This is a genomic window from Bradyrhizobium sp., from assembly GCF_050014615.1.
Classification (GTDB): Bacteria; Pseudomonadota; Alphaproteobacteria; order Rhizobiales; family Xanthobacteraceae; genus Bradyrhizobium.
In genome coordinates this window covers 21,182-34,100 of record NZ_JBEKCZ010000114.1, presented here as the reverse complement: position 1 = coordinate 34,100, position 12,919 = coordinate 21,182, and the positions used below count along the sequence as shown (strand labels likewise).

Here is a 12,919-nt window from a genome sequence, read left to right as displayed (position 1 = left end):
TCCTTGATCGAGGTAATCGACTTGTCGTCCTTGCGCTTGATGTAATAGTGCGTGGCGTCCGCGATCGGGCTGGTGAAATCGAGCGACTGCTTGCGCTCCTTGGTGATGATCACCGCGGTAATCGCGACATCATACTTGCCGGTGCTGACGCCGGCCAGGATGCCGGTCCAGGGCAGGATTTCCTGCTTGATCTCGAACGGCGCGGCCTTGCGCAGGTCTTCGATCAGTTCATTGTCGAATCCGGTCGGCTTGCCGTCCTTGACGAACTCGAACGGACGGAAATCGTCCTCGGTCGCCACAATGAGACCGCGCTTCTTGATCTCTTCGAGACCGGCGGCTTTCGCGTTGCCGATCAGCATCGGCATCGCAAACAGCGCGGCCATCGAGCCGAGCAGCAGGCGCCGTGACAAGGAATGGGGGTAGGCGATCGAATACATCTTCATGACGAGTCTTCCTCCGTTGAGTGATGGCCTGTCACGGCCAGCAAATAAAACCGTGCGACGTGTCGTGGTCGTGGTGGTCCCTTCAGTCGAAGTTGAATCCATGTGAACGCAGATAAGGCGGGAACGCCGCGCCTTCGGCCTTGGCGGCCTGCCGGGCCTTGTCCTCCGACCAGCCGTAAAAGGCGGCGTCGCCGAATTCCGCGTTGGACCGCTGCTGCTCCCGGGGGATCGCGTGCAGCGCATCCCGCCGGCGGTCGTAATCGTCGATAGCCTCGGGCAGCGCGCTGTCGTCGTACCGATCGCAATGCGTCGTGACCCGACGCGGCAGACGCAGGCTGACGTATCCCTCGCTTTGGGGATAGCCGAGGCAAAGTCCCGCGACCGGAAACACCAGATCGGGCAATCCGAGAAGTGCGGCGACCTTGTCGACCTCGTTGCGAATGACGCTGATCGGACAGACACCGAGGCCCACGGATTCCGCGCTCAGGATCATGGTCTGCATCGCCAGCGCGGCATCGATGCTGGCGTTGAAGAAGCCTTCCAGCGTTCCGTTGCTAACCGGCTTTCCGCGCAATTGCCCGACACGCTGCAGCCGCCGCGCATCACCCAGAAACACGAAAAACACCGGCGACAGCCCGATCCATGGCATGCTTGGGAACAGCTTGCCGATCGCGGCGCGCTGCACTGGATCGGTGACCCGCAGGATCGACGCCTGCTGGAAATCCGATTTGGCCGAGCTGCTCAGGGCAGCGGCAACGAGCAGATCCAGCAGGCCCTCCGCCGGAACGACATCGCTGTAACGGCGCACGGTCTTTCGGGAGAGAACGCGATGGATGAACTCGTTCTCGGCCGCGCCGTCCCCGGACGGACCGCCATCGCCAAAGCGCCGTTCGATCGCATCCGCACAGGCCGACATCAGTTCGAACCCCAACCGGTCCCACCGAACACGAGACTCACCGGCGGTTGCACTTCGGCGATCATTGCCGGTTTTTGGACGGTTGAGACGTTCATCGCCAACTCCACTCAAGGTTCACAAACCTTGGAATTGGCGTCGACCAAAGACATGCCAATTCCTGGCCACTGAGGTCTCCCGGGATTTTATCCCGCCGTGCCCTGCGCAGATTTCTCCTGCGCAGGCGGCAGCTCTTGGACCAGCCATCAGCCGATGCGGAACCCTAGCCACCAACTCAATGCAAGGGGATGGAGCAAAGGACATGCCAGACCGGGCGGCCTGTGACATCGACGGCTTTTTGTCTCACGGCTTCGGCCCGCTCAATTGTGACGATTTGGCCAAGTGCCTAGGGATTGCGGGGGAAAATCCCCTCGCCGCCCAACGGGGACAATCGAAAAAATGCGAAGAGTACTGCGCAATTTAGGCCTGCCCGGTGACCTGCGCCGGCATCCATTTTCCACCGCTGCCGCTTTTAAGGCACGGTGCACAGATTGTAGTCGTTCGGAGCGATGTGCCCGCGATCCGCCTCGCTCAATCGAGGGCCGTCGTCGCCTTCGCGTCGTCTGAACTTGCAGCCACAATCCGCTGCATCATCGCAATGAACCGCTTTTGCTCCGCCTTGCTCAGATCGGCCACGGTCTCACGGTGCGCCGCACGCGCCGAGGCTTCCATCTGGCGCAGCAAGGTTGCGCCCGCCTTGGTCAGCCGGCAAATCTGCGCCCGGCGATCCCGGTGATGGATGGAGCGTTCAATAAACTTGCGGGATTGCAGGCGCTTAAGCGCGCCGGTGGTTGTGGTGCGATCGAGCACGACGTCCGCCGCCAGGGTGGTCTGGTCGGCGGTTCCACGCCGGGCCAACGCCGAAAGCAGGCTATATTGCAGCGGCGTGACGTCAAAGGCGGCGCATCGCTTCTGGAAAAGCGCGACGTGAATTTGATGCAACCGCCGGATCAGAAATCCCGGCCTTTGGCCGAGCGGCCAGGAATTGCTGCTCTTTTGCACCGGTTTCTTGGCCATCTTTAACCACTCTGTCCTTGCCTGGGCTGCATGAATTTGATGCAATCTATGGCATGATAGTTGCTGTATGAAAATACGAAGCATACTTCGTAATTAGCTGGCGGCCGATGCCGCGCTGACGAGAGGAGATCCACCATGTCTGTAAGCACCACATTCGACCTGTTGCTGCGCGGGGGACGCGTCATCGATCCGGCCTCAGGCATCGACGGCCTGAAGGACGTTGCCATTCGTGGAGGCAAGATCGCTGCCATTCAGTCCGACATTCTGCCGACCAGCGCCAGGGAAGTCGTGGATGTCACGGACAAGATCGTGCTGCCCGGACTGATCGATACCCATGCCCATGTCTATCAATATGTGACCGGCCGCTTCGGCGTGAACGCCGACATGGTCGGCGTCCAATCCGGCGTCACCACGCTGGTCGATCAGGGCGGTCCTTCCTGCATGACGCTGCCTGGCTTCCGGCATTACGTTGCGGAGAAGTCGCTGTCGCGCACCTATGCTTTTCTCTCCGCCTATCTGGTCGGGGGCCTCGAAGGACATTATTATCCCAACCTTTACAGCCCCGACTGCGTCGATATCGCCGCCACCGTGAAAGCGGCGACCGCCAACCGTGATCTGGTTCGCGGCATCAAGGCCCATGCCGAGATCGGCGGCTTCGCGCGCTGGGGCATCCGCGTGATCGAGATGGCAGCCGAGATCGGGCGCCGCGCCGACCTCCCGGTCTATGTGCATTTCGGACAGCTGTGGGGTTTGCCGGAGAGCGGCAACAACGGCGAAGACGTCGATACGATTCTGGAGCGGGTGATCCCGTTGCTGCGCTCCGGCGACGTACTGGCCCATCCGTTCACGCGCCATCCCGGCGGCTTCGTCAATCGTGAAGGCGAAGTGCACCCCGTCATCCGGGCGGCACTCGATCGCGGACTACGTGTCGACGTCGGCCATGGCAGCCACTTCTCCTACCGCCTTGCCCGCAAGGCGATTGCCGCCGGTATCATTCCGACCACGCTGGGCGCCGACATCCACGGCTATAACACCCATGTGCCGGCGCCGGCCGGAACGCCCGACGAGCATGTCGACGACGAGAACCATCCATTCGCCGGTCAGGCGAAATTCAGCCTGGTGCAGGCGATGAGTTCGATGATGGCGCTCGGCCTGAAGCTCGAGCAAGTGGTGCCGATGGTGACCTCACATCCCGCCGAATTGCTGGGGCTTTCGGATATCATTGGCGCATTGCGGCCCGGCATGGATGCCGACGTCACGGTGCTCACGGAGAAGCCCGGCCGCTATATCCTGCGTGACAATGAGAAGACGGAAGTGGTCGCGGACAGCCTGCTGCAACCCACGTTCTGCCTGCGCGCGGGCGTGCGCCATGACGCCGTCGCTCCCATCCTGCCGCGTGCGGTGGCAGCCTAGCCGCGCGGCATTTTCAAGAGACGACCATTCATGTCTCACACTGAAAGCGGACCTCCTTCGAACGTAGCGACCGACACAAAACAAGGTGTCGGTGCCCGGCTGCTTCGCAAGGAAGACGATCGCTTCATGCGCGGACGCGGCCAGTACGTGGCCGATATCCGGCTCGCGGGTCTGCAGGACGTTGCCTTCGTCCGCAGCCCGCTGGCGCATGCCCGGATAAGGGCGATCCACGTGCCGGAACGTTACCGTGATGTCGTGTTTACGGCCGCGGACCTGACCGGGATCAAACCGATCCGCGCCGTATCCGGCCTGCCCGGCTTCAAGATATCCGAGCAGCCGATCCTGGCGACCGGCAAGGTGCGTCATGTCGGAGAACTCGTTGCCATGTGCGTGGCGCCGACGCGGGCGGAGGCCGAAGACATCGCCGCATCCGTGACCCTCGACCTCGAAGAACTGCCGGCCGTCTACGATATGCTGGGCGCCCGCGACACAGGATCGGCGCTGGTCCACGAGCATTGGGGCGACAATGTTTTCCTCGAAAGCGCCTTCGAGGTCGATATCACCCCGGCATTCGATGCGCCTATCAAGGTGACGCGCGAAATCTCGACCGCGCGCCAATGCATGTCGCCGCTGGAGGGACGCGGCGTGGTCGCCACCTTCGATCACCGCCTCGACCAGCTCACGCTTTATACCGGCGCGCAGATGCCGCACATTGTTCGCAACGGCCTGTCGGATTGCATGGGCATGGACCAGGGCCAGATCCGGATCGTGTCGCCCGATATCGGCGGGGGATTTGGCCACAAGGGAATTCTGCTGCCGGAAGAAGTCTGCCTGGCCTGGCTCGCAATGCGCAAGGGTTATACCGTGCGCTGGATCGAGGACCGGCGCGAGCATCTGACGGCAAGCGCCAATTGCCGCGAGCACTACTACAAGATCACGGTCTATGCCGATCGCGACGGCCGCCTGCGCGGGATCGACTGCGAAGCAACCGTCGATTCCGGTGCTTACTCGTCCTATCCCTTTTCCGCCTGTCTTGAGGCCGCGCAGGTGGCGAGCATCCTGCCCGGTCCCTACCGGATGCCGGCCTATCGCTGCCGAACCTTCTCGGTGGCCACCAACAAATGTCCGATCCTTCCCTATCGCGGCGTTGCCCGCACCGGCGTCTGCTTCGCGCTGGAAATCATGCTGGATGCCGTGGCCGCCGCGGCCGGGATAGAACCGGGCGAGGTCCGGCTGCGCAACCTGATCGGCCCGGAGCAAATGCCGTTCGACAATATCACTAAAAAGCATTTCGACAGCGGTGACTATCCGCAAGCCATGAATCGTGCCCTTGCCGCGATCGATATCGCCTCCGTGCGGTCTCGCCAGCGATCGAAAGAGGCGGATGGGCGGCTGATCGGCGTGGGCCTCTCGATCTATTGCGAGCAGGCCGCGCACGGCACCTCGGTCTATGCCGGCTGGGGTATTCCGATGGTGCCCGGACACGAGCAGGCCAATGCACGCGTCACGCCGGACGGCGGGCTCGAGATTCGCGTTGGCGTCCATTCGCATGGTCAGGGTCTCGAAACCACGCTCGCTCAGGTCGCCTACGAAATTCTCGGCATCGAGACCAGGAAGATACGTGTCGTGCACGGCGATACCGCCATCACCCCCTATTCGACAGGCACCTGGGGGTCGCGTTCGATGGTGATGGCGGGCGGCGCGGTTGCGACAGCCTGCATCGAAATCGGCGAACGCGCCAAGCGGATCGGCGCCAAGCTGCTTCAGCTTGATCCGGCGACGGTCACGTTGCGCGATGGCCGGGTATGTGGGCCGAACAGCAGCATCGGCCTCGCCGAAATCGCGCATACCTGGTATCGGCGCCCGCAGGATTTGCCGTCCGATGTCGATCCCGGCGGACTGGAGTCTACGAGCGGCTACAAGCCGCAGCGCGACAGCGGCACCTTCAGCTATGCGGCTCACGCCGTCATTGTCGCGGTCGACCCCGAGCTCGGCGATGTCGAGATTCTTGATTACGTCATCGTCGAAGACGGCGGCGTGCTGGTCAATCCGATGATCGTCGACGGCCAGATCTACGGCGGCCTTGCGCAAGGCATCGGCACGGCTCTGTACGAGGAAATGCCGTTCGACAGCGCCGGACAACCGCTCGCGACTACGCTTGCCGACTATCTGCTGCCGGGCCCGGCCGAGGTTCCCGAGCCCCGGCTCGATCACATGGAAACGCCCTCGCCGTACACCATGTTTGGCGTCAAGGGCATCGGCGAAGGCGGCGCCATCGCGCCACCGGCTGCCATCGCCAATGCCGTAAACGACGCGCTGCGTCCGCTTGGGGTCGAGCTGTTACATTCGCCGATCTCGCCGCGCCGGATTGTCGAGGCTGTGCTGGCGGCACGCGATGCGGAAAGATCGGCCGCATGAAAGCGGCAGCGTTCAGCTATGAACGCCCCACCGATCTGAATGCCGCGCTGGCCTTGATGGCCAAGGCAGGCGGAACAACCAGGATCATCGCCGGAGGTCAGTCGCTGGGCCCGATGCTCAACCTGCGGCTGGTCGAACCGGATCTGATCGTCGACATCTCCGGACTTTCCGAACTGAAGCGGGCCGAACGCAGCGGCGACGAGCTCGTGATCGGCGCCTGCGTCACCCATGGCGATATCGAGGACGGACGCATACCCGATGTCACGCGTGGCGCGATGCAGCGGGTGGCGAGCGCCATCGCCTACCGGGCCGTTCGCAACCGTGGCACGATCGGGGGATCTCTCAGCCATGCCGATCCCGCCGCGGACTGGGTTTCGGCGCTGTCGGCGCTGGGGGCGAGGGTTACGCTACGCCGCGCTGCCGGAGTTCGTGATCTCGCCATCGAGGAATTCATTACCGGCGCGCTCGAATCCGCGCTGCAGACCGGCGAAATCGTCGAGGCCGTGCGCGTGCCCGTGATGACGCCGTCCGCGCGCTGGGGCTACGTCAAGGCCTGCCGCAAGATCGGCGAGTTCGCCCACGCCATCGCCGCGGTGCTGATCGATCCGGAACGGGCGACCGCCCGCGTCGTCATCGGCGCCCTGGAAGCGGCCCCCATCGTTCTCGGCGATGCGGCGGCCCTCTTTGGCGGGCGGGTTACCGGCGACTTCAAACAACATTTCGATGCCCGCGTAGCCGACGCGTTGCTGATGAAAGCAGGCGTGGCGAACGCCGTCGATCGGCACATCCATGTCGCGGTGCTTGGCCGCGCGGTCAACGAGGCGGCCGCGTGACCATGATCGGGCTCACCGTCAACACGCGCGCCATCAAAGCCTCCGTGGAGCCGCGCACCCATCTGGCCGATTTCCTGCGCGACAGCCTCAATCTGACCGGCACGCATCTCGGCTGCGAGCACGGCGTGTGCGGGGCGTGCACGTTGCTGCTTGACGGCATGCCGGCCCGCTCCTGCATCACCTATGCGGTGGCCTGCGACGGCGCGCGAGTGACCACGATCGAAGGGCTCGATGATGACGAGATTACCACCGAGCTTCGCGCCGCGTTTACTCGCGAGCATGCCCTGCAATGCGGCTACTGCACGCCGGGGATGTTGATCGCCGCACGCGATCTGGTGCTGCGCCTGCCCACCTCCGACGAGCACCATATCCGCGTCGGATTGAGCGGCAATCTCTGCCGCTGCACCGGATATGTCGGCATCGTGCGGGCGGTACGTACGGTGATCGACCAAAGGCGCGAGCGCGGCGTCATGCCGATCTCCGGTGGAGGACGCCAGACGCTCGGTCCGGTGGGGTCCGGCAACGCCACCAATCCTGCTGTCTCCGACATTGCGGCGAAACCAGCAACCAAGGCTGAAACACGGGACGAAGACACCGGCACGATGGCTATCCCGGACTTTACGCCGGCGAAGGTTTTCAAGGATCAATTCACCGTCGCTTATCCGCCTGACAGGGTGTTCGACATGCTCGGCGATGTCGCGCAGGTCGCCGCTTGCCTGCCCGGGGCGTCGCTGACCGGCGTGCCGGCGCCAGAGCGCGTGGAAGGCATGATCCGCGTCAAGCTCGGGCCGATTTCAGCCGACTTTCGCGGCGCCGCGCGCATCGAGCGGGTTCTCGAAACTCTGTCTGGCCGGATCGTCGGCATGGGCAGCGATCAGCGCAGCCGGTCTTTGACGCAAGGCGAGATCTGTTATCACCTCGTGCCGATCGAACAGGGCGCGGCGACGCGTGTCGAGCTTTCGATTGGCTACAGTCTCAAAGGGATGCTGGCGCAGATCGCGCGCGACGGCCTGGTTCGCGATCTTGCGGCCCGGTTGACGGCTGATTTTGCACGTAATCTCGACCGGCACCTTTCGGGCATTCCGGTCGATGCGACGGCGGAAGGGTCGCAAAATCTAAATGGAGTTTCTCTGCTGTTCAGTCTCTTGCGCGAGCGCGCTTTGAAGAACATCCGGCGACTGTTGAAGCGGTAGCCATCGTGCTTCGTGGTACGATTCTTGCTCAATCCGATGCGAAAGCCGCGGCTCCAGGGAATTTTGGGCAAATAGCAGGGTTCATAAGCGAAAGGCAGGCGCAACTTCGACAGACCTGTCGTCGCGATGTTCCAGCGCAAATTACACAAACCCAACAGGGAACGTAATGTCTTGTAGATTCTTGAAGACCTCGATCATTGGCGCGACTGCGATCTGCCTGTCTGTGGGCTTCGCCCATGGATCGAAAGCGGACGCGGCAAGTTGCCCCTCGCCGATCCCGCTTGGTCTGACCACGGCGCTGACCGGCAACACGGCGCTGCTCGGCACCCAGGCGCGCAACGGCGTCGAATTCGCGGTCGACGAGATCAACGCCGCTGGCGGCATCGGCGGCAACAAGCTGGCGCTGACCACGGAGGATACCGGGGCATCCAGCACCGACGCCCTCAACGCGATGAATCGCATTCTGGAAGGCAAGCCCGTTGTTGTGTTCGGGTCGATGATCAGCCCGCACGTATTCGCGCAAACCGAAGTGGTCACCAAATCCGAAACGCCTTTTCTGGTCGGTGCGACCAACGCAAAAGTCACCGCGCAGGGCAGCAAATGGCTGTTCCGCACCCATGTCCACGATGGACAGCTCGCCGATCTCATTCCGGAATATCTGGTGAAGTCGCTCGGCAAGACCAGGCCCGGCATCATGGCGGTAGCGGATGATTACGGCCTCGGTGCTTCCAGGGGCATTCAGACTTCGCTCGCCAAGCTCAAGGTACCGCCGGTAGCTGTGACGTCCTATGCACCGTCCGACAAGGACATGAGCGCGCAGTTGCTCGAAATCAAGGACAAGGATGCCGACAGCCTGATCCTGTTCGGCCGCCCCGCCGACGTGACCCTGGTCCTCAAGCAAATGAACGATCTCGGTATCAAGCTCACCACGATCGGCAACGCCAGTATCGTCGCGCAGACCACGCTCAACAATTTGTCGGCCGCGGAGGCCGACGGCGGCTATGCCATCGGCGGCATGATCCCGCAGACCTCGAGCGATCCGAAAATCCTGGATTGGTCGAAGCGCGTTCAGGAAAAATACAAAGTACCCGCCGACAATTTCACGGTGTCGTATTACGACACCGTCTATATGCTGAAATCGATCATCGAGAAGGTCGGCTGCGATAAATCGGCGATCCGCGACGCGCTGGCTGCCACCAGGGACTGGAAGGGCATGCTGATCTCCTACCAGGCCGACGACCAGGGCGATCTCGCTCACACGCTTGGCATCTATCGCAACAAGGGCAAGACGCCGGAGTTGGCCGGCCCGATCAAAGAAAGCGGATACTGAACCTTTCATGGGCCAGCTCGTCGTCAACGGCCTGGCGCTCGGGAGCATCTATGCTCTCGTCGCACTTGGTCTGCTGCTGATCTTCAATACGGTGCAGATCGTCAACTTCGCGCAAGGTCAGTTACTGATGCTCGGTGCCTTCATCGGCATCAGTTGCGCGGTAACGCACGAATTGCCGGTGGCGGCGGCCTGGGCCATCACCATGGTAGCGATGGCGCTGGTCGGCATCGTGTTCATGGTGCTGGTCTATTTTCCGTTGCGCGGGCGCCCGGCATTTCTGGTGATCCTGACCACGATCGCGATGGGCATCGTGCTGGAGAACCTGGCGCTGATCATCTGGGGACCGCTGCCGGTTTCACTGCCCTCACCGGTCCACGGCCCACCGCTGCGTTTCGCCGGCGTCGTCGTTTCGATGCATCAGCTTTTCATCTTCGCGACGCTGGCGGTTACCTTGCTGCTGCAGTTCTTTTTCCTGACCAAAACCCGGTTCGGGATCCTGATGCAGGCGACCGCGCAGGACCTGCATACGGCGCGGCTGGTCGGCATTCCCGTGAACCGCACCATCGCGGTCGCTTTTGCCTTCGGGGCTGTGTTGTCGGGAATCGCAGGACTATTGGTCGCGCCGATTTTCCTGGCCGAACCGACCATGGGCGGAAGTCTTGGCCTGAAGGGATTCGTGGTCAGCGTGATCGGGGGCTTCGGCAATCTGCCGGGCGCGGTGATCGGCGGATTGTTCCTTGGCCTGATCGAGACTTTTGGCGCGCGTTATATCTCTTCCAACTTTCGCGACGCCTACGCCTTCATTGTCATGATCGCCGTTCTCATCGCCTGGCCCCGCGGCCTGTTCGGCGAGAAGAGCAGCGAGAAGGTCTGAGATGAAACCGCCCAAAATGAATAGCTGGCCCATTCTGGCGGCAAGCATCGCCGCAGCCTTGGCGGTACCAATCGTCGCCCATGACGGCTACATCATCCAACTGCTCAACATCGCCATTCTCAATGCGATTGTCGTGCTCGGCTTGAATTTCGTGACGGGGTGGGCCGGCCAGATCAATTTCGGACAGGCTGCATTCTATGGTCTCGGCGCCTATACGACGGCGATTGCAACCAAGGCCGGGTTGCCGTGGATAACGACACCCTTTCTGTCGGTCATCGTGGTGATGGCCGCAAGCCTCATGCTCGGTCTGCCGACCATGCGGTTACGCACCTACTATCTGGCCATGACCACCATCGGTTTTGGCGAAATCATCCGGCTGATCATCGTGCATTGGGAGCCGGTCACCGGCGGCACATCCGGCTTGCGGGCGATCCCGGGCATCAGCATCTTCGGGTTCGGACCGCAGGGACAAATACAGCATTACTATCTTTTGATCGCAGTCTTGCTGCTCGCGATCCTGATCGCAGCGCGCGTGCGCCATTCGGTTCTCGGCCGCGCCATGATCGCGACCCGGGACAGCGAGATCGCCGCGGAGCAAAGCGGCGTCGATACCGTTCGCACCAAGCTACTCGCCTTCATGATTGGCGCCGTCTATGCCGGGCTTGCCGGGTGCCTTTATGCATCTTCGATCCGCTTCATCAGCCCTGACAGCTTTTCCGGCACCCAGGCGATCCTGCTGATGACCATGCTCATTGTCGGCGGCATGGGCTCGATCGCCGGCTGCATCATTGGCGCGGTGGCTCTGACCATTCTGCCCGAGGCTTTGCGGTTCCTCGGTCAATGGTATCTCGTGCTCTATGGCCTCGGCGTCATCGCCGTCATCGTGCTGGCGCCGGGAGGCCTGGCGTCGCTGGCATCACTCTCGCAAGCACGCCGGGCGAGCGTCCATTGAACCCGGAACCGATCATTACCGCGCGGGGCGTGACGCGGCGGTTTGGCGGGCTGGTCGCACTTGATGGCATCGACCTCGACGTGCCCCGGGGCGTCGTGCAGGCCATCATCGGCCCAAATGGGTCGGGCAAAACCACGCTGCTCAATGCGCTGAGTGGCGCCTCCCATGCCGACACCGGCTCCATTCGCGTTGGCGGCCACGAAATCTTTCGTCTCAAGCCTTACCGGATTGCGCGCCTGGGTCTGGCCCGCACCTTCCAGAACATCCGGATTTTCGAAAATCTGAGCGTGATCGAAAACGTCAAGGTCGCGGCCGCCTGCAACAGCCCGACATCGCTCTTCAATATTCTGACAGCGAATGCGCGGCACAGGCACAGCGAAGCCGACATCGATCGCAACGCGCGTGAAGCGCTGGAGATCGTCGGCCTCGCCCATCGGGCCAACGATCGCGCCACGCAATTGCCCTACGCGCAGCAACGCCTGCTGGAGATTGCGCGGGCACTGGCGTCGAAACCGAATGTTCTGCTGCTGGACGAGCCGGCCGCGGGCATGAACATGACCGAGAGCATGACGCTTCTGGACACCATCGCCAGGCTCAAGAATAGCGGCATCACGATCCTTTTGGTCGAACATAATGTCCGGCTGGTGATGGGCATCAGCGACCGCGTCACCGTGCTTGATTTCGGCAAGAAGATCGCCGAGGGCGCGCCTTCCGAAGTTCAGCGCAATCCTCTGGTGATCGAGGCCTATCTCGGCAGGCGGCACCGGCATGCTTAAGATCGAGAACCTGAAAGTCTCCTACGGCCATATCGAGGTGCTGAAAGGCATTTCGCTCAGCGTCGAGATGGGCGAGATCGTCGCGTTGATCGGCGGCAATGGCGCCGGCAAGACCACCACGCTCAGCACCATCTCCGGGCTGGTGCGTCCCACCTCTGGTACCATCTCCTGGAAGGGGGAGAAGATTCAGAACACCGCGGTCGAAGCCATCGTCGGTTCAGGCCTCGCCCATTGCCCCGAAGGCCGGCGGATTTTTCCGGGTCTGACCGTGCTGGAAAATCTCATCACCGGCACGGCGTCGCGTCCTCACAGAAAGCGCGAAGTCGATGAAGATCTCACCCTGGTGTTCGATCTGTTCCCGCGTCTCAAAGAGCGAATCAAACAGGGCGGCTGGTCGCTGTCCGGCGGCGAGCAGCAGATGCTGGCGATCGGCCGGGCCCTGATGGGACGGCCGAGTCTCCTGATGCTGGATGAACCGTCACTCGGACTCGCGCCGATCGTAATTGAACAGGTGTTCGACCGGATCCTCGAACTCAACAAGCGTACCGGTCTCGGCGTGCTGCTGGTCGAGCAAAATTCAGCCATGGCGCTGGAAATCGCGAGCCGCGCTTTCGTACTGGAAACCGGGATCATCACGCTGTCCGGACCGTCGGCAATCCTCGCCGACGATCCACGCATCCGCGAAGCCTACCTGGGCGGCTGAACGGCGAGCCCTGCT

Annotated in this window: 13 protein-coding genes and 1 riboswitch; of the genes, 10 read left to right on the top strand and 3 right to left on the bottom strand. The window is 62.4% G+C overall.

All coding sequences use genetic code 11. The features are described from left to right. Together ABR948_RS18685 and ABR948_RS18680 are read right to left on the bottom strand one after the other, a co-directional pair. Positions 1-443: transporter substrate-binding domain-containing protein (locus tag ABR948_RS18685; protein ID WP_428120556.1), on the bottom strand; the 443-nt coding region annotated here is incomplete at its 3' end. Positions 444-525: 82 nt separating this feature from the next. Further along, positions 526-1,359: a nitroreductase family protein gene (locus ABR948_RS18680; protein ID WP_428120554.1), complete on the bottom strand. Its 834-nt coding sequence runs from the start codon at positions 1,357-1,359 to the stop codon at positions 526-528. On the opposite strand from ABR948_RS18680, the gene ABR948_RS18675 reads away from it, so the two are divergent. Next, entirely contained in the window at positions 1,273-1,527 is a 255-nt protein-coding gene (locus tag ABR948_RS18675) for a hypothetical protein (protein ID WP_428120564.1), read from the top strand. The two genes, ABR948_RS18680 and ABR948_RS18675, sit on opposite strands and share 87 nt — an antisense overlap. Before the next feature lies 1 nt (position 1,528). Then, positions 1,529-1,633, bottom strand: a riboswitch (guanidine-I (ykkC/yxkD leader). 293 nt (positions 1,634-1,926) lie between these two features. Here ABR948_RS18675 and ABR948_RS18670 read toward each other — a convergent pair. Beyond that, on the bottom strand, positions 1,927-2,496 hold the full coding sequence (locus tag ABR948_RS18670) for a MarR family winged helix-turn-helix transcriptional regulator (RefSeq protein ID WP_428120552.1): 570 nt from the start codon (positions 2,494-2,496) through the stop codon (positions 1,927-1,929). A gap of 51 nt (positions 2,497-2,547) precedes the next feature. Here ABR948_RS18670 and ABR948_RS18665 point away from each other — a divergent pair, with 51 nt between their 5' ends. The 9 genes from ABR948_RS18665 to ABR948_RS18625 all read left to right on the top strand — a co-directional run bounded on the left by ABR948_RS18665 (position 2,548) and on the right by ABR948_RS18625 (position 12,904). After that, positions 2,548-3,825, top strand: a complete 1,278-nt coding sequence (locus tag ABR948_RS18665; RefSeq protein WP_428120550.1) for an amidohydrolase/deacetylase family metallohydrolase — start codon at positions 2,548-2,550, stop codon at positions 3,823-3,825. A 30-nt stretch (positions 3,826-3,855) separates the two neighbouring features. Then, positions 3,856-6,243 (top strand): xanthine dehydrogenase family protein molybdopterin-binding subunit, encoded by a 2,388-nt coding sequence (locus tag ABR948_RS18660; RefSeq protein ID WP_428120548.1) that lies wholly within the window; start codon positions 3,856-3,858, stop codon positions 6,241-6,243. Continuing rightward, the gene (locus tag ABR948_RS18655) at positions 6,240-7,076 is read left to right on the top strand and encodes an FAD binding domain-containing protein (protein ID WP_428120546.1); all 837 of its coding nucleotides are present in this window, start codon (positions 6,240-6,242) and stop codon (positions 7,074-7,076) included. The genes ABR948_RS18660 and ABR948_RS18655 overlap by 4 nt, the downstream gene beginning before the upstream one ends. Then, positions 7,073-8,269, top strand: coding sequence for a xanthine dehydrogenase family Fe-S subunit (locus ABR948_RS18650; protein ID WP_428120544.1), 1,197 nt, complete (start codon positions 7,073-7,075; stop codon positions 8,267-8,269). The genes ABR948_RS18655 and ABR948_RS18650 overlap by 4 nt, the downstream gene beginning before the upstream one ends. Before the next feature lie 166 nt (positions 8,270-8,435). After that, entirely contained in the window at positions 8,436-9,599 is a 1,164-nt protein-coding gene (locus ABR948_RS18645) for an ABC transporter substrate-binding protein (RefSeq protein ID WP_428120542.1), read from the top strand. A 7-nt stretch (positions 9,600-9,606) separates the two neighbouring features. Next, a complete protein-coding gene (locus ABR948_RS18640; protein WP_428120540.1) occupies positions 9,607-10,473 on the top strand; it encodes a branched-chain amino acid ABC transporter permease in 867 nt (288 codons plus the stop codon). Positions 10,474-10,489: 16 nt separating this feature from the next. After that, entirely contained in the window at positions 10,490-11,425 is a 936-nt protein-coding gene (locus ABR948_RS18635; RefSeq protein ID WP_428120538.1) for a branched-chain amino acid ABC transporter permease, read from the top strand. Then, positions 11,422-12,201 carry an ABC transporter ATP-binding protein gene (locus ABR948_RS18630; protein WP_428120536.1) on the top strand — a complete coding sequence of 260 codons (780 nt, stop codon included), beginning with the start codon at positions 11,422-11,424 and terminating at the stop codon, positions 12,199-12,201. Before ABR948_RS18635 ends, ABR948_RS18630 begins: the two co-directional genes overlap by 4 nt. After that, positions 12,194-12,904 carry an ABC transporter ATP-binding protein gene (locus ABR948_RS18625; RefSeq protein ID WP_428120535.1) on the top strand — a complete coding sequence of 237 codons (711 nt, stop codon included), beginning with the start codon at positions 12,194-12,196 and terminating at the stop codon, positions 12,902-12,904. The genes ABR948_RS18630 and ABR948_RS18625 overlap by 8 nt, the downstream gene beginning before the upstream one ends. The last annotated feature ends 15 nt before the right edge of the window (positions 12,905-12,919 follow it).